At 68.0% G+C, this 18666-nt stretch carries 13 protein-coding genes; 4 read left to right on the top strand and 9 right to left on the bottom strand.

Translation table 11 applies throughout. The features are described 5' to 3' along the window. Positions 1-10 precede the first annotated feature (10 nt). From rfbD to AB8P05_RS31375, 6 genes are all read right to left on the bottom strand, one after another. On the bottom strand, positions 11-916 hold the full coding sequence (rfbD, locus tag AB8P05_RS31400) for a dTDP-4-dehydrorhamnose reductase (RefSeq protein WP_472762138.1): 906 nt from the start codon (positions 914-916) through the stop codon (positions 11-13). Continuing rightward, positions 913-1980, bottom strand: a complete 1068-nt coding sequence (gene rfbB / locus AB8P05_RS31395; RefSeq protein ID WP_452011722.1) for a dTDP-glucose 4,6-dehydratase — start codon at positions 1978-1980, stop codon at positions 913-915. The genes rfbD and rfbB overlap by 4 nt, the downstream gene beginning before the upstream one ends. Positions 1981-2077: 97 nt before the next feature. Continuing rightward, on the bottom strand, positions 2078-2629 hold the full coding sequence (gene rfbC, locus AB8P05_RS31390) for a dTDP-4-dehydrorhamnose 3,5-epimerase (protein ID WP_472762137.1): 552 nt from the start codon (positions 2627-2629) through the stop codon (positions 2078-2080). A gap of 3 nt (positions 2630-2632) precedes the next feature. Next, positions 2633-6046, bottom strand: coding sequence for a glycosyltransferase family 2 protein (locus tag AB8P05_RS31385; protein ID WP_472762136.1), 3414 nt, complete (start codon positions 6044-6046; stop codon positions 2633-2635). Positions 6047-6261: 215 nt separating this feature from the next. Then, the gene (locus AB8P05_RS31380) at positions 6262-7662 is read right to left on the bottom strand and encodes an ABC transporter ATP-binding protein (protein WP_472762135.1); all 1401 of its coding nucleotides are present in this window, start codon (positions 7660-7662) and stop codon (positions 6262-6264) included. A 4-nt stretch (positions 7663-7666) separates the two neighbouring features. Next, positions 7667-8515 (bottom strand): ABC transporter permease, encoded by an 849-nt coding sequence (locus tag AB8P05_RS31375; protein ID WP_472762134.1) that lies wholly within the window; start codon positions 8513-8515, stop codon positions 7667-7669. A 792-nt stretch (positions 8516-9307) separates the two neighbouring features. On the opposite strand from AB8P05_RS31375, the gene AB8P05_RS31370 reads away from it, so the two are divergent. From AB8P05_RS31370 to cysN, 3 genes are all read left to right on the top strand, one after another. After that, positions 9308-10177 (top strand): sulfotransferase family protein, encoded by an 870-nt coding sequence (locus tag AB8P05_RS31370; protein WP_472762133.1) that lies wholly within the window; start codon positions 9308-9310, stop codon positions 10175-10177. Positions 10178-10322: 145 nt separating this feature from the next. Then, positions 10323-11174 carry a sulfate adenylyltransferase subunit CysD gene (cysD, locus tag AB8P05_RS31365; protein WP_472762272.1) on the top strand — a complete coding sequence of 284 codons (852 nt, stop codon included), beginning with the start codon at positions 10323-10325 and terminating at the stop codon, positions 11172-11174. After that, complete coding sequence (gene cysN, locus AB8P05_RS31360) at positions 11174-13105, top strand: sulfate adenylyltransferase subunit CysN (protein WP_472762132.1); 1932 nt, start codon at positions 11174-11176, stop codon at positions 13103-13105. The genes cysD and cysN overlap by 1 nt, the downstream gene beginning before the upstream one ends. A gap of 358 nt (positions 13106-13463) precedes the next feature. Here the strand turns inward: cysN and AB8P05_RS31355 are convergent, their stop codons facing one another. Both AB8P05_RS31355 and AB8P05_RS31350 read right to left on the bottom strand, forming a co-directional pair. Beyond that, positions 13464-14885, bottom strand: coding sequence for a UdgX family uracil-DNA binding protein (locus AB8P05_RS31355; protein WP_472762131.1), 1422 nt, complete (start codon positions 14883-14885; stop codon positions 13464-13466). 3 nt (positions 14886-14888) lie between these two features. After that, entirely contained in the window at positions 14889-16100 is a 1212-nt protein-coding gene (locus AB8P05_RS31350) for a putative DNA modification/repair radical SAM protein (protein ID WP_472762130.1), read from the bottom strand. 393 nt (positions 16101-16493) lie between these two features. Between AB8P05_RS31350 and AB8P05_RS31345 the strand changes: the two genes are divergently transcribed. Continuing rightward, on the top strand, positions 16494-17180 hold the full coding sequence (locus AB8P05_RS31345) for a DUF2076 domain-containing protein (protein WP_472762122.1): 687 nt from the start codon (positions 16494-16496) through the stop codon (positions 17178-17180). Between the two features lie 71 nt (positions 17181-17251). Here the strand turns inward: AB8P05_RS31345 and AB8P05_RS31340 are convergent, their stop codons facing one another. Beyond that, on the bottom strand, positions 17252-18625 hold the full coding sequence (locus AB8P05_RS31340) for a nucleotide sugar dehydrogenase (protein WP_472762271.1): 1374 nt from the start codon (positions 18623-18625) through the stop codon (positions 17252-17254). Positions 18626-18666: the final 41 nt, after the last annotated feature.

The following is an 18666-nucleotide window of genomic DNA, read 5'->3' as shown; positions in this document are numbered from 1 at the left end:
GTCTTCGTCCTCACGCCTGCGGCGGGTTGGTGAACAGCTCGTCGATCACGCGGTCCAGGCTCTCCTGCCACGGCGGGCAGGCGACGCCGAGACGCTCCTTGGCGCGGGAGCAGTCCAGCCGCGAATTGGCCGGGCGGCGCGCCGGGGTCGGATAGTCGGCCGTGCCGATGGCGGTCAGGCGCGGCCGCTTGCCGGTGCGCTCTTCCAGCCGCTGGAAGATCCGCTCGGCGAAGTCATGCCAGGTGGTATAGCCGCTGCCGGTCAGGTGGTAGGTGCCCCAGGCGGCGCTGCCGGTCTTCCCGCCATCAATTTTTTCAAGGGTATCGGCGATCTGCACGATGGCGGCGGCGAGATCGGCGGCGGCGGTGGGGGAGCCGTGCTGGTCGGCGACCACCCGCATCTCCTCGCGCTCCTTGCCGAAGCGCAGCATCGTCTTGACGAAGTTGTTGCCGTAGGCGCTGTAGACCCAGGAGGTGCGCAGGATGACGTGGTTCGGCGTCGCCGCGCGCACCGCCTCCTCGCCCGCCGCCTTGCTGGCGCCATAGACGCCCAGCGGGTTGATCGGGTCGTCCTCGGTGTAGATGCCGTCCTTCGTCCCGTCGAACACATAGTCGGTCGACACATGGATGAAGGGGATGCCGCGCGCCGCACAGGCCGCCGCCATGGCGCCCGGCCCGTCGCGGTTGATGGCGAAGGAGAGATCCACCTCGCTCTCGGCCTTGTCGACGGCGGTGTGGGCGGTGGCGTTGACCAGCAGGTCGGGCGCGTGGGTGGCGACCGCCGTCTCCACGTCGCCCGGCCGGGTCACGTCGAACTCGGGATAGGGCAGGCCCACCACGTCGGTGCCGGGCGCCCATTTGGCCCGCATCAGTTCGAAGCCGAGCTGTCCGTTGCTGCCGAGAACCAGGACCTTCATTGCGCGGCTCCCTCTTCCTTGAGCCCGAGCCGCTCGCCCTGGTAGGAGCCGTTCAGGATGGCCTGCCACCAGTCGCGGTTTTCCAGATACCAGGCGACCGTCTTGCGCAGGCCGCTCTCGAAGGTCTCCTGCGGAGTCCAGCCCAGCTCGCGCTCGATCTTGCCGGCGTCGATGGCATAGCGCTTGTCATGGCCGGGGCGGTCGGTGACGAAGCTGATCAGGCGGTCGTGCGGGGCGCCGGCCGGGTTCATCTCGTCCAGATGCGCGCAGATGGCGCGGACGACCTCCAGGTTGGTGCGCTCGTTGTGGCCGCCGATGTTGTAGCTCTCGCCGATCCGGCCCTTCTCCAGCACCAGCCGCAGGGCGCGGGCATGGTCCTCGACATAGAGCCAGTCGCGGATGTTGTCGCCCTTGCCGTAGACCGGCAGCTTCTCCCCCGCCAGACCCTTGAGGATCATCAGCGGGATCAGCTTCTCCGGGAAATGGTAGGGGCCGTAATTGTTGGAGCAGTTGGTCAGCACCACCGGCAGCCCGTAGGTCTCGTGCCAGGCGCGCACCAGATGGTCGCTCGACGCCTTGCTGGCCGAATAGGGCGAGTTGGGGCTGTAGGCGGTGGTCTCGGTGAAGAAGCCGTCGTCGCCCAGCGTGCCGAACACCTCGTCGGTGGAGATGTGGTGGAAGCGGAAGCGTTCCTTCCGGTCCGCCGGCAGGGCCGACCAGTAGCCGCGCGCCGCCTCCAGCAGGCGGAAGGTGCCGACCACGTTGGTCTGGATGAACTCGCCCGGCCCGTCGATGGAACGGTCGACATGGGATTCGGCGGCCAGATGCATCACCGCGTCGGGCTGGTGGGTGTCGAACACCCGCCTCAGCTCGGCGGCGTCGCAGATGTCGACCTTCTCGAAGGCGTAGCGGGGATTGCCCTCGGCCCCCGGCAGGGAGGACAGGTTGGCCGCGTAGGTCAGCTTGTCGACATTGACGACGAAGGCGTCGGTCTCGGCAAGGAGCTGGCGGACCACCGCCGAACCGATGAAGCCGGCGCCGCCGGTGACGAGAATGCGCGTCATCAAACCACCTTACCGCCGAAAAGCGGGGCCGCCCGCGGCCCCCGTTGTGCAAAAGCTTTGAGTGCCCGAACCCGGAGCCACCAACCCGGAGCCGCCGTCAGAACAGGTCGGTCAGCTGCGCCAGGGTCGGATGCTTATGGTCCTTGTCCGACAGCCGGGCCTTGTCCGCGGCGACCGGCCAGTCGATGCCGAGAGCCGGATCGTTCCACAGCAGGCCGCGGTCATGCTCGGGCGAATAATAGTTGGTCACCTTGTAGATGACCTCGGTGTCCGGCTCCAGCGTGCAGAAGCCGTGGGCGAAGCCGATCGGCACCAGGATCTGGTTCCACTCCGCCGCACTGATCACCGCGCTGACATGCCGGCCGAAGGTGGGGGAGCCCTTCCGGATGTCGACCGCCACGTCCAGGATGGCGCCGCGCACCACCCGCACCAGCTTGTCCTGGGCGAAGGGCGGCAACTGGAAATGCAGGCCGCGGATGGTGCCGACCTCGGCCGACAGCGACTGGTTGTCCTGGACGAAGTCGTAATGCAGCCCGGCCGCCTCGAACGTCTTCTTGGTGTAGGTCTCCGAGAAGAAGCCGCGGTGGTCGCCGAACTTCTTCGGGCGGATGATCTTAACGTCGGGAATGTCGAGGGAGACGACGTCCATGGCTCAGATGCTTTCCTTCAGGCGCTCTTTGCGCAGTTCGGGGCAGGCCTTGCGCAGCCAGGGCTTGACCGTGCGCGGCGGGAAGGCCAGCCCGAAATTCTCGGCGTCCAGCGTCAGGTTCGGGTTGTAGTAGGGGTCGGCCAGCAGGCTGTCGCCCCAGCGCTCCTGCATGTAAGCCACCTCGCCCATGAAGCGCTTGACCTTGTCGGGGGCGGTGTCCGGCCCGCGCGAGGCCGATTCCAGGTGGTACAGCTCGGCGAACGGCGTCCAGACGACCAGATGGCCCTTCTCGCGGATGCGCAGGCAGAAATCGACGTCGTTGAAGGCGACGGCGAGGTTTTCGGAGTTCAGCCCGCCGACCTCGTCGAAGATCTCCTTGCGCAGGATCAGGCAGGCGGCGGTGACGCAGGACAGGTCCTGGGTCAGCTGGGCCCGGCTGAAATAGCCGTAGGCGTCGCGGGTCAGCCCCTTGTGGACATGGCCGGCCACGCCGCAGATGCCGGTGACGACGCCGGCATGCTGGATGGTGCCGTCGGCGTAATAGAGCTTGGCGCCGACGGCACCGACCTCCGGCCGCAGGGCGTGGGAGACCATCTCGGCCAGCCAGCCCGGCTCCATCACCTCGATGTCGTTGTTGATCAGGCCCAGCACCTCGCCGGTCGCCTCGGCGGCGGCGAAGTTGTTGATCGAGGAGTAGTTGAAGGGCGCCTTGTAGGTCAGCACCCGCACCCGCGGCTCGTCCTTCAGCGTGTCGAAATAGGCGAAGGTCGCCGCTTCCTCGCTGTTGTTGTCGACGATCAGGATTTCCAGGTCCGGGTAGTCGGTGCGGTGCAGAAGCCCGTCGACGCAGCCCTTCAGCAGATCCACCTTGTCGCGCGTCGGCACGATCAGCGACACCCGCGGCAGCTTGGCCGGCAGGGCGTAGCGGATGCGGGTGAAGCGGTTGGTGGCCGGCGAGGTCTCCACCGTGGCCTCCACGCCGCGGCGCTGGAAATGCTCGGTCAGCGCCTTGTGGGCGGCGGCGGTGGCGCGCGGCAGGTCGACCGTGGAGAAGGCCGCGGATTCCGGGAAGACGCGCCAGTGATAGAGGATCGCCGGGATGTGGCGGATGCGCGCCGGTTCCGTCTGCTCGACCGCCCGCAGGGTCAGGTCGTAGTCCTGGCTGCCCTCGAAGCCCAGGCGGAAGCGTCCGGCCCGCTCGATCAGCGAGCGGCGGAAGACGCCCAGGTGGTTGACCATGTTCTGGCCGTGCAGCAGGTCCAGATTGAAGTCCGACTTGAAGTGCGGGTCGTAGCGCTCGCCGTCGGCGTCGATCTTGTCCTCGTCGGAATAGAGGATGTCGGCGTCGGGATGCTGGGCCAGCTCGGCCGCGACCATGTAGAGGGCATGCGGCGGCAGCCGGTCGTCATGGTCCATCAATGCCACGAAATCGCCGGTCGCCAGATCGAGCGCGCTGTTGCTGGCGGCGGAGATGTGGCCGTTGGTCTCGCGCCGGACGACCTTGATCCGGTTGTCGCGCGCCTTGTACTCCGCCAGCACCGTCTGCACATGCGCAGCGGTGGAGGCGTCGTCGGCGATGCACAGCTCCCAGTCCGGGTAGAACTGGGCCAGCACGGAGTCCAGCGCCTCGCGCAGGTAGGGCTCCGGCGTGTTGTAGACCGGCATGACCACGGAGAAGCGCGGGCGCGCCGGCAGCCGGGCGATGTCGGCCTTGATCGCCGCCGCGTCCTCCGGCGTCAGGGTGTCGTACATCCGCACCCACGACTTGTAGTCGGCCGACCAGCGGTTCGGCTGCAGCTCCTGCAGGACGCGCTGCTTGGTCGCCTGCCAGCCGTGGCGGCGCAGATAGTCCAGCACGCGCGCCGGCTGGTTCTGCCGGACATAGTCGAGCAGGATGTTGGTCTTGCCGATCTCGCGGATGGTGAAGTCGGCGATCTCGAAGGACACCGGCCGGGTGGCGGGATCGAAGCGCAGCGCCTTGACCGTCTGCGGCAGCAGGGCCAGCTGGCGGAACTCGCCCACCGTGTCGACCGGCAGGCGGATCATCGTCCGCTCGTCGAAGCCGTTGCCGTCATCGACGTAGATCACCGGCACCAGCGGGGCCGAGGCGCGGACCACCCGGTAGGAGATCACGCACCAGTGGCCGGGCAGCCGGCCGCGGTCGGAGCGCAGCAGGAAGGCGGGGTCGCTGCCGGTCGCCTCATAGCCGCCCTGCGGGCTGGGCTTCACGTCGTGCAGCGGCTCCAGCGTGATGCTGTGCAGGCGGCGGCGGTAGAAGCGGCCGGCCTTCTGGGTCAGGCGGCCCAGCTTGCGCACCGGCGCCGACAGCTTCCAGGAGGTGGAGTTGACCAGGCTGTGGATGTGCTGGTCGCGGCTGGCCACCACGCCATGCAGGTGGGCGATGGCCTGCTCGCGCGCCGCCAGCTCGCGGGCATGGGCGGCGAGGTTGCGCTCGCGGTCGGCCAGATCCTCCGCCATTTCGGCGAGCGCATCGCCCTGGCGGCGGATCTCGGCCTGATGGTCGGTGAGCCAGCCCTGGATCAGGGCGATGTCGCGGTCGCGCGTCGCGATCATGCCCTTCAGGTCTTCGGTGTGGGCGATCTGGTCGTCCAGCACCTTGCGGACCATCGCCACCTCGGTGCGCAGGTGCTTTTCCTGCTCTTCCAGGCGCTGGATGGCCTCGGCCTCGATGGCGGCGTCGCCCAGCCGGTCGAACCAGCTGCGGACGGCCTGCAAGCCCTCGCCGCCGGCCTTCTGCACGGCGAACAGCTCATGCAGCGCGTCGGGCAGGTCGGTGCCGACGCCCAGCACGCCCAGGCCGTTGGAATGCAGGAAGGTGAAGGAGGGATAGTCGCGGGTGATCTCGTCCCACAGGCGCCAGACGCCGAAATCGTCCTTGCGGACGTTGATGTCGTGGAACAGCACGACACCGCGGCGGCTCATCTTCGGCAGCCACGTCTCGAAATCGTGGCGCACCGCCTCGTAGGTGTGCAGCCCGTCGATGTGCAGCAGATCGACGCTGCCGTCGGCGAAATGGACCAGCGCGTCGTCGAAGGTCATGCGCAGCAGGCGCGAGAAGCCGGCATAGCGCGGGTCATGGTAGGCGGCGAGCTTGTTGTAGATGTCGTCGCCGTAGAAGCCCGCCTGCGGGTCGCCGGCCCAGGTGTCGACGGCATAGCAGGAGGTCGGCAGCCCGACATGGCGCACCGCCTGACAGAAGGCGGCATAGGAGTTGCCGGTGTGCGTCCCCAGCTCCACCAGGCTGTCCGGGCGCAGCGCGTCGACGATCCAGAAGGCGAAGGGCACATGGCCGAGCCAGGAGGCCGGCGCCGTGACGAGATCCGGGGTCAGGAGCGTGATCGGCCGGCAGATACGACGGAGAGTGTCCGATCCCTGGTCCTTCAAAAACGAATCCACCTGCGCCTCTTCTTCTGCCTGGCTTCGCGGCGGGGCGCGGCCCATCGGGCACCATTTTCCAGGCCCGTCGGACGGCCCCCGTCACAGCCGCCGACACACATACGCTGACACCCCGCCGGAATGCAAGCCGCTGTCCGGAACCCGCTTTGCGGCGTCCAACAATGGCCGGAACTGCGGTTTTCCTGCCTCACTCCGGGCTGATCTGCTGTCTGTCGCTATTTTGTCGCGGACGCTGCCCGGGGTGCCGACGCCCCCTCCGCCTCCAGCGTGATCGCCAGCATCGGCATGCCGACCAGCCCGCGCACGACATGGCTGGCGTGGACCTTGAAGAACAGCGCGTCCTCGACCCAATGGTGCTGGACGTGGTCCTCCTGCGTGCCCTCGGCGAGCGCCACAGTGATGGAGAAGTCGCCGCTGGGCAGGTAAGGCATCTGGAAGCGGAAGCGGGCGGCGAAGTCCTGGCCGGCCGGGATGGTGACGGGGTCGAGCTGGTAGCTGAGGAAGGTGTTGTCGCCGAACAGGTTCTGGCCCAGCTTGTCCTTCACGTAGAAGCCGACGATCGGGCGGTAGACCTGCTGCTCGGCCCGGCAGTCCACCTTCAGGACGATGACCTCGCCGCCCTCCAGAACGCTGAGCGGCTGCTCCTCGGCATCCAGGATCGAGACGTTGGTGATGGTGGCGCCGCGGTTGCCGAACCAGGGGCCGCTGTCGTTGAAGTCGAACAGCTCGATGGCGTTGCGGTGCTGCGAGCCCTTCAGCAGCTCGGCGCGGGCATCCTCCACCGGCTCCTCGCGCTTGGCCTGGGGCAGCGCCTGCCGCGCCCCGCCGATGCGGAAACCGCGCGAGGTGTCCTGGTCGCTGTAGAGTGCCGCCAGATAGTCGTGGCAGACCTCTTTGGCCGGGCCGATGGCCCGCACCGACCCGTTGTCCAGCCACACCACCCGGTCGCACAGGTTCACCACCTGCCCGGTGTCGTGCGACACGAAGAACAGGGTGCCGCGCTCCTTGAAGCGGTGGATGAAGCGCATGCATTTCTGGGTGAAAGAGGCGTCGCCGACCGCCAGGATCTCGTCGACGATCATGATGTCGGCATCGACATGCGCCGCCACCGCGAAGGCGAGGCGGGCGTACATGCCGCTGGAATAGAGCTTCACCGGCTGTTCGATGAAGTCGCCGATGCCCGCGAATTCGGCGATGGACTCATAGCGCTGGGCGATCTGCTCGTTCGACAGGCCCAGAACCGAGGCGGCGAGATAGACGTTCTCGCGCCCGGTGAATTCGGGGTTGAAGCCGGCGCCCAGCTCCAGCAGCGCCGCGATGCGCCCATCCACCGCGATGCGGCCGGAGGTCGGCGTCAGCGTGCCGCAGAGAAGCTGCAGGAAGGTCGACTTGCCCGAGCCGTTGCGCCCGATCAGCCCGACCGTCTCGCCGCGGCGGACCTCCAGGTCGACGCCGCGCAGCGCCCAATATTCGTCGTAGTACTTGCGCCGGCCGCGCACCAGCATCTGCTTCAGCCGGTCCTGCGGGCGCTTGAAGATGGCGTAGGCCTTGCCCAGCCCCTCGGCGCGGATGACCACAGGGGTATCGGCGGCGGGAGTATCGGTCTCAGACGACATGGGCTCAGACGACATCGGCGAACCCCCGGCGGGTCTTCATGAACCAGAGATAGCCCAGCCACGCCACCACCCAGGCGCCCAGCGTCGCCAGCCCCCACTCGACCGGCGACGGGATGCGGCCCCAGAACAGCAGGTCCTTCGACTGTTCCAGGATCGCGGTCATCGGGTTCAGGTGCAGGATGGCGCGGAAGCGCTCGGGGATCGCGGTCATCGGGTAGAAGATCGGGCTGAGGAACATCAGCACGGTGACGCCCACCCCCACCACCTGCCGGATGTCGCGCAGGAACACGCCGGCGGCGGCGAAGAACCAGCTCAGCCCCAGCGTGGTCAGGCACAAGGGCACCAGCACCAGCGGCAGCAGCAGCGCCGTCGGCGGCGGCAGCCCGGCGACCGCCAGGTGGAAGACCACCAGGATGACGAAGCCGATGCCGGCGTTGAACAGCGCGACTGCCAGCGACACCAGCGGCAGGATCTCCAGCGGGAAGACCACCTTCTTGATGTAGCTGACATTCTCCAGCAACAGGCCGGGCGCGCGGTTCAGGCATTCGCCCAGCACGTTGAACAGGATCAGGCCGGAGAACAGCAGCAGGGCGAATTCGGTGTTGCTCTCCCCCGTCACGCCCCAGCGCGCCTGGAACACCACCGAGAAGACGAAGGTGTAGACCGCCAGCATCAGGATCGGGTTCAGCACCGCCCAGACGATGCCCAGCATCGACCCGCGATAGCGGGCGTCGATCTCGCGCCGGGCCAGCCGCAGGATCAGCGACCTGTGGTGCCAGGCGGTCTGGAAAAGGGCAAAGGGACCGGCGCCGAAACCCGCTACCGTGGGGTTCCCCGACTGAGAGTTAAACAATTTAGAGTATTCCCCGTCTGCGGCGGGCCGACCATAACCCCCGCCCCGGCAGCGTTCAAGCGAAAGCATCCCGGTCAAGCGGGAGGTCAAGCGGGAGGGGCAGGCCCTGCCATCCTCCCGGGAAAAGAGAATGGGCGGTGGCACAAACCTTCGGTTTCGCCCGTTTACCCGAAAGATCGGAGTGCCGGCGATTCCACTCAGGAAAGCTCGTTATCCGGAGGGGAAACATTGGAATAGAAAGTCGGGTCTTCTGGCGGTCATGGGCTAATTCCACAGATAAAGCAGGAGGTATGCCCTGCATTCGTACCAATGGAAGCAAGTCACGATCAAGCGTGTCTTGTCTAGTTTCAAGATAGGGACATTGAGTTCAATAGATACTCTGCGCCATGCGCATCACACCATTGGGGATTTCACCTGCATGTCTGTAAGACCAAGGAGTTAGATCCGGATTAGAACTAAAAATGCCGATCCGATAGCCCCATAACAAGCTTTGGGAGACGGCGATTGCCGAATTTGCAAAAACGGCGCATCGACCGTCGAAAAGCAGGAAAATCCGAGATGCCAAGCGCAGAGGTGACGCAAAAGGAGGCCGTTGTGTTTCGAAGTGCGAAGACCCTGACCGCCGATCATTATGCCGCGTCTCTTCGAAACCACTTCGAAGACGGCGCGGTTCATCGACTTCGGAAAGAGATCGGCTTCGTCGGGAAACGGCTTCTTCGACTTCCCAGCACGGAACGGTCGAGTTTCTTCGATCCCTGGTTCGCGGAAGAGAACGCCCGCCATCTGAGGTCGGTGGCCCAATCGGTCCGCGGGCTCCCGCAGGATGCCGCCGCAACCACTGCCGCCGGAGCGGCCGCCCCGCGCCGCGCGCCGCGGATCGTCTTCCTGCAGGGGGTGATGCCACGCAGCGGCACCAACTATCTCCAGAGCCTGCTGGAACTGCACCCGGACGTGGTGGTCAACCCCTACGGCATCCGGGAGCTGCCCTTCCTGAACACGGTGGAGGATGCGCGCGCCTATGAGGGGCGCTTCCTGCGCCTCTACCGGCGCAACCGGGAATCGTTCCGCGACCTGGAGACTTTCTGCTATATGGTGAGCGGCTTCCTGCGCCGCATCGAGGCGGAGTTCCCGGCCGACAAGACGGTGGTGATCAAGTCGCCCCACACCCGGATGATGCGCTATTTCCCCTACCTGTTCCCGGCGGAGCGCTGCCTGATCGTGCTGCGCGACGGCCGCCGAGCGGTGCAGTCCACCATCGACACCTGGCCGCTGCGCTTCCTCGGCCGGACCTTCGCCGACGTCTGCCGCGAATGGAGCTTCGGCACCGAGGCGGCGCTGGAGGCGCAGAGCCGGATGAGCACCGATGCCTGCCGGCTGGTCCGCTTCGAGGATGCGGTGGCCGCCCCCGACGGCACGGTCCGCGAGGTGCTGCGCTTTCTGGAGCTGGAGGAGGGGCGCTATCCGTTCGAGCGGATCGGCGACCTGCCCATCCTGGGATCGTCCCGCGCCTCGCGCAGCAACGGCGAGGTCAGCTGGACGCCTGTCGAGAAACCCAAGGGCTTCGATCCGTCGAAGCGCCCGATCGAGTGGTCGCGCAAGCGTCGGACCGTGTTCGACGCCGTGGCCGGAGACATGCAGAAGAAGGCCGGCTATGCTTCTTGATCCGCTGCTCGACACCCGCCCCGCGGCGAGGGAGCTTCCCGAGCCCGGCCCCGCCACCGATCCCGGAAACGGCTTGCCCGCCATCCTGACCACGCCCGCCCGCCTCACCCACCTGCAAAGGCTGGAGGCGGAGAGCATCCATATCATGCGCGAGGTGGCGGCCCAGTTCCACAAGCCGGTCATGCTCTATTCGGTGGGCAAGGACAGCGCGGTGCTGCTGCATCTGGCGATGAAGGCCTTTTACCCGTCCAAGCCGCCCTTCCCGCTGCTGCATGTCGACACGACCTGGAAGTTCCGGGAGATGATCGAATTCCGCGACCGCACGGCGCGGGAGTTGGGCATCGACCTGATGGTCCACATCAACCGGGACGGCGTGCGCCAGGGCATCGGCCCCTTCACCCACGGCTCCGCCGTCCACACCGACGTGATGAAGACCCAGGCGCTGAAGCAGGCGCTCGACGCCCACGGCTTCGACGCCGCCTTCGGCGGGGCGCGCCGCGACGAGGAGAAGAGCCGCGCCAAGGAGCGCATCTTCTCCTTCCGGACATCCACCCACCGCTGGGAGCCGAAGAACCAGCGGCCGGAGCTGTGGAGCCTCTACAACGGGCGCATCCACAAGGGCGAGAGCATCCGCGTCTTCCCGCTGTCGAACTGGACCGAGCTGGACATCTGGCAATACATCCACCAGGAGAACATCCCGGTGGTGCCGCTCTATTTCGCCAAGCCGCGCCCGGTGGTGGAGCGCGACGGCACCCTCATCATGGTCGATGACGACCGGCTGCCCCTGCGGCCCGGCGAGGTGCCGGAGATGGCCTGGGTGCGCTTCCGCACGCTCGGCTGCTATCCGCTGACCGGGGCCGTGCGCAGCACCGCCGCCACCCTGCCCGAGATCATCCGCGAGATGCTGCTGTCCACCAGTTCGGAACGGCAGGGCCGCGTGATCGACCAGGACGCCGCCGCCTCCATGGAGGCGAAGAAGCAGGAAGGCTACTTCTGATGCTGAAGGACCTCGATCCCGCCACCGCTCCCGCCGATTCCGCTCCCATGGATGCCGCCAACGAGGTGCAGGAGTATCTGGCCCGCCAGAACGGCAAGGACCTGCTGCGCTTCATCACCTGCGGCTCGGTGGACGACGGCAAGTCGACGCTGATCGGCCGGCTGCTCTACGACTGCAAATGCCTCTTCGAGGACCAGCTGGCCAGCCTGGAGGCGGATTCGGGCCGCTTCGGCACCACCGGCGCCGGCCAGCTCGACCTGGCGCTGCTGGTCGACGGGCTGGCGGCGGAGCGCGAGCAGGGCATCACCATCGACGTCGCCTACCGCTTCTTCACCACCGACCGCCGCAAATTCATCGTCGCCGACACGCCGGGCCACGAGCAGTACACCCGCAACATGGTCACCGGCGCCTCCACCGCCGATGCCGCGGTTCTGCTGGTCGACGCGCGCAAGGGCGTGCTGACCCAGACCCGGCGCCACAGCACCATCGTCTCGCTGCTGGGCGTGCGCCATGTCGTGCTGGCGGTCAACAAGATGGACGCGGTCGGCTGGGACCGTGAGACCTTCGAGCGGATCGCCGCCGACTACCGCGTCTTCGCGGAGCGCATCGGCATCACCGACGTCACCTGCATCCCGGTCTCCGCCCTGACCGGCGACAACGTCACCAAGCCGTCGGACGCCATGGGCTGGTACGGCGGCCCCACCCTGCTCGGCCATCTGGAGAGCGTGGACGCCGCGGCGGAGGAGAAGCTGGGATCCTTCCGCATGGCGGTGCAGTGGGTGAACCGGCCGAACCAGGACTTCCGCGGCTTCTGCGGCACGGTGGCCGGCGGGGCGCTGCGCGTCGGCGACGATGTCGCCATCCTGCCCGGCGGGCGGACCAGCCGGGTGGCGCGGATCGTCACCATGGACGGCGAGCTGGAGACGGCGCTGCCCGGACAGGCGGTTACCCTGGTGTTGGCCGACGAGGTGGACGCCAGCCGCGGCGACATGATCGTCGCCGCCGCCGGCCGGCCGGAGGTGGCCGACCAGTTCGCAGCCCATGTGGTGTGGATGGACGAGCAGCCGCTGCTGCCCGGCCGCTCCTACCTGCTGCGGGCCGGCACGGCGACGGTCGGCGCCCAGGTGACGGAGCTGAAGCACACCATCAACGTCAACACCCAGGAGCATGCCGCCGCCAAGCATCTCGACCTGAACGACGTCGGCTTCTGCAATCTGGCGCTCGACCGGCCGATCCCGTTCGACGCCTATGCCGACAGCCGCGAGACCGGCAGCTTCATCCTGATCGACCGGCTGACCAACGCCACCGCCGGCTGCGGCATGATCCGCTTCCCCCTGCGCCGGGCGTCCAACATCCACCGCCACGCTTCCAAGGTGGACAAGGCGGCGCGGGCGGGCGGCCTGCAGAAGCCCTGCGTGCTGTGGTTCACCGGCCTGTCCGGCTCCGGCAAGTCCAGCGTCGCCGACCGGCTGGAGCAGGAGCTGCACCGGCTCGGCCGCCGCACCATGATCCTGGACGGCGACAATGTCCGCCATGGCCTGAACCGGGATCTGGGTTTCACCGACGAGGACCGGGTTGAGAACATCCGCCGCGTCGCCGAGGTGTCGAAGCTGATGGTGGAGGCCGGGCTGATCGTGCTGGTCAGCTTCATCTCCCCCTTCCGCGAGGAACGCCGCATGGCCCGCTCCCTGGTGGAGGAGGGCGAATTCGTGGAGATCTTCATGGACACGCCGCTGGAGGTCTGCGAGGCCCGCGACCCCAAGGGGCTCTACAAGAAGGCCCGCGCCGGCCAGCTTCCCCACTTCACCGGCATCGACAGCGCCTATGAGCCGCCGGAAGCGCCTGAGATCACGCTGAAGGGCGCCGAACACGGCACCGACGAGATGGTCGCCCAGGTGATTGGGGAGTTGCGGCGGCGCGGGGTGATTTGAGGGGGCGGTCTGTCTTGCCCCTCCCTAACCCTCCCCACCTTCGGTGGGAGAGGGGACTGCCGCCGCTTCGCATAAGGCCCCCTCTCCCGCGCTAGCGGGGAGGGTCGGGGAGGGGGCAACGTTAGGCTATCAAGCTGATTCACCCCACTGAGGACATGGAAGAGCGGATACGGTGCCTCTTCCCCCGTTCGATGATGCGGTTAACGTCGAAGTTCGCCACACGGCCGGCGGCCAGATCCCTTATTCCCCGATCCACATCGGATTTCAGAAATAGAAGCTCTTGGCAATCTATGACACGCTCGCTTTTTCCCATCGAAACCTCCCCGATACGCCATCCTCGAACGCTTCATAACAACCGTCAACCCGCCCCCTCCACCATCCCCCGTGCCCGCCGCAGGTCGGCGACGAAGTCGCGGTAGGCCTGCTCCGCCCCCTCCCCGGCCGGCAGGCGCAGCAGATAGGACGGGTGGACGGTGGCGAACCCCTTCCAGTCCTGACCGAACCCCATCGGCCCGCGCTCCCGCAGGACCGACACGCTGCGCCCGGTCAGCGCCAATGCCGCGGTGGCGCCCAGCGTCACCACCAGACGTGGGCGGACGAAGGACAGCTCCTTCATCAGCCACCAGCGGTAATGCTTCACCTCGCCGGCGGTCGGCGACTGGTGCAGCCGGCGCTTGCCGCGGGCGACGAACTTGAAATGCTTCACCGCGTTGGTCAGGTAGGCGGCGCTGCGCTCGATCCCGGCCTCCTCCAGTGCCTTGGTCAGCAGCTGGCCGGCGGGACCGACGAAGGGGCGGCCTTCCAGATCCTCCTGGTCGCCCGGCTGCTCGCCGACGATGGCGATGGCAGCCCCCTCCGGCCCCTCGCCCAGCACGGCCTGCGTCGCCCCCGGCACCAGCGGGTCGGCGGCCAGGATGATGCGGTTCAACTCGGCCAGCGTCGCCGGTTCCTGCCGGGCCATGGCGGCGACCGCCTTGTCGGGGTTGCGGCGGCGGGGGGCGGCGGCCTCCGCCTCGATCATCGCCTGCACGCGGGCGGGGGCGGAGCGGATCATGGCCGGGATGGCGGCGGCCTCTGGCAGGTTGGCCCAGTATTTCCGCGGCATCTCCGCCCGCATTGCGGTGGGGTTGACCCGCGCCGGGTTGAAGGTGCTCTCGTAATAGCGCTGCCAGCCTTCGGCGAAGCGGTCGTCGCGGTCGAGATGCTCCGGCTTCACCGCCGCCGGCCCGATTGTCAGCGACCGCCGGTCCCAGTGCAGCGAGCCCACCGGCGTCAGGATCGTCCAGACCAGGCTCTCGAAGCGCTCGACGAAGAAGGGGGCGGTGGCCTCGACGATGTAATGGTCGGGCTCGAACCACGCGACATAGCGCTCACTGCCATCCGGGTCGCGCACCTCGTGGAAGCGCAGGAAGGCGTGCATCTTGTGCAGGTCGCGCCGCACCGCCTTGTCGAGCAGCGCCAGCCGGTGGACCAGCGGGTCGGCATGGTGGTCGAGCATGTCGCGCTCCCCCCGCAGCACCCGCCACACCAGCCGGTGCAGCAGGGCGTAGCGTTCCGGATCGCGGTGGCAGACCACGTTTTCGATCAGCGCCCCCACCGGACGCGGCAGCGATACCGGCGGCGCGTCCGCCGGCAATGGCGCCGCATCCCCGAACAGCGACGGCGCCGCCCCGACGCTCCATACCACCTTGCCCGGCTCGACGCCGAGTGCCACCAGCCCGCGCAGCGCGCGGCGGAAGCCGTCGAGGTCGGCGCCATCCTTCAGGTCCACACGATGCATAATTCAGAACAGGCTGAGTTGCTTTGGCGGCGCCACCAGCCTTTGCCGCAGATCGGCGCGGTCGGTCAGCCCGCCCGGATGGTGGTCGGCGGCGATCAGGAAGGCGCGCGCCCGCTTCAGCCCCGACGACAGCCGCGCCACATCCTCCAGCCGCAGGGTGGTGTGGCGGCGCGCCTCGACGATCTTGTCGACCGCCCGCGCCCCCAGCCCCGGCACGCGCAGCAGCATCTCGCGGTCGGCGCTGTTGACGTCGACCGGGAAGCGCTCGCGGTTCTTCAGGGCCCAGGCCAGCTTGGGGTCGATGCCCAGATCCAGCATCCCGCCCTCGCCCCCGGCGGCGATCTCCTCCACCGTGAAGCCGTAATAGCGCAGCAGCCAGTCGGCCTGGTACAGCCGGTTCTCGCGCTGGAGCGGCGGCGGTTTGGCCGGCAGGGCTGAACTCGCCTCCGGGATCGGGCTGAAGGCCGAATAATAGACCCGGCGCAGCCCATAGCGGCGATAGAGCGTGTCGCTGGTCTCCAGCACCGACAGGTCGGTGGAGGCGTCGGCGCCGACGATCATCTGGGTGCTCTGCCCGGCGGGGGAGAAGCGGCGCTTCTCCTCCTTCGCCTCCAGGATGCGCTCGCCCACCTGCCCCATCACCGCCTTGATCGACCCGCCGTCCTTCTCCGGCGCGAACTCCTTCAGGCTGCGGTCGGAGGCCAGTTCCAGGTTGATCGACAGCCGGTCGGCCCACAGCCCGGCCTGCTCGATCAGCCAGGGGCTTGCCTCCGGGATCGTCTTCAGGTGGATGTAGCCGGCGAAGCCATGGTCGCGCCGCAGCGTGCGCGCCACCAGCATCAGCTGCTCCATGGTGTGATCGGGCGAGCGGATGATGCCGGAGGACAGGAACAGCCCCTCGATGCAGTTGCGCTTGTAGAAGCCCAGCGTCAGCCGCACGACCTCGTCCACGCTGAACCGCGCGCGCCGCACGTTGGAGGAGCGGCGGTTGATGCAGTAGGCGCAGTCGAACAGGCAGTAGTTGGTCAGCAGGATCTTGAGCAGCGAGACGCAGCGCCCGTCCGGCGTATAGGCGTGGCAGATGCCGGCCCCGGTGGTGGAGCCGATGCCGTCCGGCCCGCCCGTTCGCCGCTTCGCCCCCGAGGACGCGCAGGAGGCGTCGTATTTCGCCGCGTCGGCCAGAATTTCGAGCTTGTCGAGCAGCGCGTCGTCCACCGCGATCACCCCTGTCCCTTGTGCCGTCCTTCGTCAATGTTCTCAATATGTTCTTTCGAAAGGAAAAGGCAAGCGGGGCGTCTTGAAAGCGGGCTGGAACGGGACCACGTGCTCAACAACCGGATCCGGGCCCCTCTGGCGACTTAGACGTGGTCGCGATGTCGGATCTCTTCACCTGCTCTTGCGCCGACGGGCGTGACCGCACTTGGAGGGACTGATGTCCTCACCCCTTGGACCATTCCTGAGACACCGCCCCCGGCTCCCGGCCCTTCCCGCCTCCGCCCTTGCCCCTGATGCTTCCCCGATGCGCGCCGCCTCTCCTGCGCGCCGTCCGCGCCTGGCGCCGCCTCGGGCAGTCGGCGCCGGGAGCGGGACCTCTTCCACAACCTCTTCATGAAGACGAGCATCGCCATGGACCACACCGAACGCCAGATCATCGACGACTTGTTCGCCAAGCTGCATCAGGCCGAGGCGCAATCCGGCCCGCGCGATCCCGAGGCCGAGGCGCTGATCCGCGAACGGATCGCCCGCCAGCCGGCCGCCCCCTACCTGATGGCGCAGGCCATCGTGATGATGGAGCAGGCGCTCGCCGCTTCCCAGGGCCGCAACGAGGAGCTGGAGCGCCAGCTGCGTGAGCGTCCCGCCCCTGCCGCCGCTCCGGCCCAGTCCGGTGGTGGTGGGCTGTTCGGCAGCCTGTTCGGCGGCGCCGCCAAGCCGGCTCCGCAGCCGTCATATCCGGCGGCGGCCCCGGCTGCCGCGGCCATGCCGTCCGGTTCCCCCTGGGGCCGTCCGCCGGCTGCGCCCGGCACGCCCGCCTATGGCGACCCGCGCGTCGCCGCCTATGCCCAGCAGCCGCGCGCCGGCGGCGGCTTCATGGCCGGCGCCATGCAGACGGCGGCCGGCGTCGCCGGCGGCATGCTGATCGGCAGCGCGCTGTCCGGCATGTTCTCCGGCGGCGAAGCTGTGGCGGCCGAGGCCGCGACCGCCGCCACCGACGCGGCGACCGCCGCCACCGACCAGGCCACGCAGGCGGTCGAGGACAGCGGCTGGAGCGATTTCGGCGGCGAAGAGGAATTCTGAGCCCCGCACCGGGCTGCGGGAGGGGGCGTCCCTCCTCCCGCGAACCGTGCGTTTTCAGGCGCCGGTTTCCCTCAGGCCTTCACGATGCGGTCGGCGAAGCCCTCGATGCCCTCGACGGCGCGCATCGCGTTGCGGGTGTCGACCACCAGCGGACAGTGGGCGGCCAGACTCCGGTAGTCGATGCCGTCATGGTCGGTGACGATCACCGCCGCGTCGAAGCCCGCCAGCGTCTCCGCATCCCAGGCGACGGAGGTGCGGCCGGCAAGCGCCGCATGCTCGCGGGTGACCGGCAGCACCGGGATGAAGGGGTCGTGGTACTCGACCGCCGCCCCCCGCTCCAGCAGCATCTCCATCAGCCGCAGGCCCGGCGATTCCCGGCTGTCGTCGACGTTCTTCTTGTAGGCCATGCCGACCAGCAGGATGCGCGCGCGGCTGAGTCCGATGCCGGCGCTGCGGTCGAGCGCCAGGGCCAGCCGGTCCACCACATGGCGCGGCATCATCGTGTTGACCTCTCCCGCCAGCTCGATGAAGCGGGTGGAGATCTGGTATTCGCGCGCCTTCCAGGTCAGGTAGAAGGGGTCGATGGGGATGCAGTGGCCGCCCAGCCCGGGGCCGGGATAGAAGGGCATGAAGCCGAAGGGCTTGGTCTTCGCCGCTTCGATCACCTCCCAGATGTCGATGCCCATCGGCTCGAAGACGATCTTCAGCTCGTTCACCAGGGCGATGTTGACGGAGCGGAAGATGTTCTCGGTCAGCTTGGTCGCCTCCGCCGCCCGCGTGCCGGAGACGGGAACCACCTGCGGCACCACCTGCTCGTAGAGCGCCACCGCCAGCCGCCGCGCGCCCTCGTCGTCGCCGCCCACCACCTTGGGGATGGTGCTGGTGGTGAAGGTGATGTTGCCGGGATCCTCGCGCTCGGGCGAATAGGCCAGGAAGAAGTCGCGCCCGCTGATCAGCCCGGTCTCTTCCAGGATCGGCCGCATCACCTCGTCGGTGGTGCCGGGCCAGGTGGTCGATTCCAGCACCACCAGCTGGCCCGGCCGCAGCCGGTCGCGGATCAGGCGGGTGGAGGCCTCGACGAAGCTCAGATCGGGCTCGCGCTGCGGCGACAAGGGCGTGGGCACGCAGACGATCACGGCGTCGCAGGCGGCGAACTCGTCGGCGTCGGTCGTCGCCCGGAACCGCCCGGTCGCCACCGCCTCGGCAACGCGTGCGTCGGCGATCTGCCGGATGTAGGAGCGCCCCTCGTTCAGCGCCGCCGCCTTGGCCGGGTCGATGTCGAAGCCGGTGACCGCGAAGCCCGCCCCGGTCAGCGCCAGGGCCAGCGGCAGCCCGACATAGCCGAGCCCGATCACCGCCACCCGCGCACTGCGGCCGCGATAGGCGCTTTCCAGGGACTGGATGTCGGGCGCCTGGAGATCGGGTGCGGTGTCCGCTGTGCTCATCATCGAAAACCTCGCATGGAAACCTAGCCTTTCAAGGTGGA

This window comes from Azospirillum sp. VT-I1, assembly GCF_055698305.1.
Note: the sequence above shows the minus strand (reverse complement) of the source record. Positions and strands in the feature narration are given on the sequence as shown.

Bases quoted from the DNA above. Each gene is read 5' to 3' on its own strand.
- rfbB (WP_452011722.1), bottom strand. From the start codon at position 1,980: ATGACGCGCATTCTCGTCACCGGCGGCGCCGGCTTCATCGGTTCGGCG.
- cysN (WP_472762132.1), top strand. From the start codon at position 11,174: ATGCTGAAGGACCTCGATCCCGCCACCGCTCCCGCCGATTCCGCTCCC.
- AB8P05_RS31355 (WP_472762131.1), bottom strand. From the start codon at position 14,885: ATGCATCGTGTGGACCTGAAGGATGGCGCCGACCTCGACGGCTTCCGC.
- AB8P05_RS31340 (WP_472762271.1), bottom strand. From the start codon at position 18,625: ATGAGCACAGCGGACACCGCACCCGATCTCCAGGCGCCCGACATCCAG.
- rfbD (WP_472762138.1), bottom strand. From the start codon at position 916: ATGAAGGTCCTGGTTCTCGGCAGCAACGGACAGCTCGGCTTCGAACTG.
- cysD (WP_472762272.1), top strand. From the start codon at position 10,323: ATGCGCGAGGTGGCGGCCCAGTTCCACAAGCCGGTCATGCTCTATTCG.
- rfbC (WP_472762137.1), bottom strand. From the start codon at position 2,629: ATGGACGTCGTCTCCCTCGACATTCCCGACGTTAAGATCATCCGCCCG.
- AB8P05_RS31345 (WP_472762122.1), top strand. From the start codon at position 16,494: ATGAAGACGAGCATCGCCATGGACCACACCGAACGCCAGATCATCGAC.
- AB8P05_RS31380 (WP_472762135.1), bottom strand. From the start codon at position 7,662: ATGTCGTCTGAGACCGATACTCCCGCCGCCGATACCCCTGTGGTCATC.